The sequence below is a fragment of the Variovorax atrisoli genome, from assembly GCF_014195185.1.
Lineage (GTDB): Bacteria > Pseudomonadota > Gammaproteobacteria > Burkholderiales > Burkholderiaceae_C > Variovorax > Variovorax atrisoli.
Genome location: NZ_JACIBG010000027.1, coordinates 1 through 1,934 on the forward strand (window position 1 = coordinate 1; position 1,934 = coordinate 1,934).

Annotated in this window: 1 protein-coding gene; it reads right to left on the bottom strand. The window is 67.1% G+C overall.

Going from position 1 to position 1,934, the window contains the following annotated elements:
• The coding region (locus FHY06_RS34695; RefSeq protein ID WP_184607692.1) for a non-ribosomal peptide synthetase at window positions 1–1,934 on the bottom strand (1,934 nt) is incomplete at both ends.

Sequence of the window (1,934 nt, forward strand, 5' to 3'; positions counted from 1 at the left end):
TTCGCCACGACCACCGCCTCCCGGACCTCCTCCTGGGCCTGCAACCCCGCCTCGATCTCCCCCAGCTCGATGCGGAACCCCCGCACCTTCACCTGGTGGTCGATCCGGCCCAGGTACTCCAGCTGACCCTCGTTGTTCCACCGCACAAGGTCTCCCGTGCGGTACAGGCGCTGCCCCTTCTCTGTTGCGATGAAGCGCTCGGCCGTGAGCCCGGCCCGCTTCAGGTAGCCCCGAGCCAGGTTGATGCCCCCCAGGTACAGCTCTCCCGCCACCCCCGCCGGAACCTCGTTCAGGCTCCCGTCCAGCACGTACGCCTGCGTCTGGCTGATCGGACGCCCGATCGGCACCTGGCTGCTTCCATCGTCCCGGCACGTCCACTGCGTCACATGGATCGTCGTCTCCGTCGGCCCGTACAGGTTCTGCAGCGTCGCCCCGCTCAGCCTCTGCAGCGCCTCCCTCTGCGTGGCCGCAGGCATGGCCTCTCCCCCGCAGATGATGTGCTTGAGATTCGTGGTCTTCTCTATCCCCTCGTACGCCAGGAACGCCTGCAGCATCGAGGGCACGAAGTTCAGCGTCGTGATCTGGTGCTTGCGGATCAACTCGACCAGCCGCACCGGGTCCCTGTGGTCTCCCGGGTTGGCGATCACCAGCCTCGCTCCCGAGGTCAGCGGCCAGAACATCTCCCACACCGACACGTCGAAGCCGAAGGGGGCCTTGTGCAGCACCGTGTCCGCTCCGGCGAGGGTGTAGAACTCCTGCATCCAGGCCATGCAGCTGAACAGCGCCGCATGCCGGATGGCCGCTCCCTTGGGACGGCCCGTGGAGCCGGACGTGTAGATGACGTAGGCCAGGTGTTCGCCGTGCAGCTTCAACCGCGGATCGGTATCGGATTCGGAGGACGTATCCAGTGTGTCCAGTTCCAGCACCTGGAGCGCTTCGGCACCCGGGATCAGGCTGCGCAGGTGGCTCTGGGTCAGCAGCAGTTCGATGCCGCTGTCCTGCACCATGTAGGACAGGCGGTCTGCCGGGTACTCGGGGTCCAGGGGCACGTAGGCACCGCCCGCCTTGAGCACCGCCAGGATGCCCACCATCATCTCGACGGAGCGTTCCACGCAGATACCTACCAGCACATCCGGGCCCACCCCCGAGGCGATCAGGCGATGCGCCAGGCGGTTCGCGTGGGCATTGAGTTCGCCGTAGCTCAGGGCTTCGTCGTCGAAGACCAAAGCGGGTGCCGAAGGCTTGAGCCTTGCATGAGACTCGATCTGGCGGTGCACCGGTTGGGCTCCCTCGTGGCGCCGATCGTTCTCGCTCCACGCCGCAAGCTGCTGCACCTCCTGCGCGGAAACGATCCCGATCTCGCATGCTGGCTGTTGCGGCCGCTGCACCAGCGCCGTCACCACGCCCTGGACGGCAGCCAGCATGTAGCCACATACGCGCTGCGCATCGACGCTGTCATGCACCTGTGCCACCAGCTCGAAGCCCTTGCCCAGGTCGTCCACCGACATGCCGAAGGGGTAGTTGCTGCGCTCGGCACCGCCGAGCGTGTCGATGCCGGCCCAGGCGAGATCCGGTGCGGCCTGCTGCTTCGTCTGCTCTTCTTCTGGCGTGTACCGGTAGTTCAGCAGCGCCGAGAACAACGGCGTGCCCCCCGGCAGCGCACTGCAGCGCTGCGCCAGCGACAGGTTCGCGTGCTCATGGTGCAGCAGCTGCGTGAGCGCTTCATGCGTCTGCCTCACGCACGCCAGCACACCCCTCGCTCCCAGCCTCACCCGCAGCGGCAGCGTGTTGATGAACAACCCCAGCGCCCTCTGCGCCCCCTCCCCGCCCTGCATCCGACCGAACAGCACCGTCCCGAACACCACGTCGTCCTTGCCCGTGGCCTTGCCCAGCACCAGCGCCCACGCCAGGTGGAACAGCGTCGCCGCGCTCAC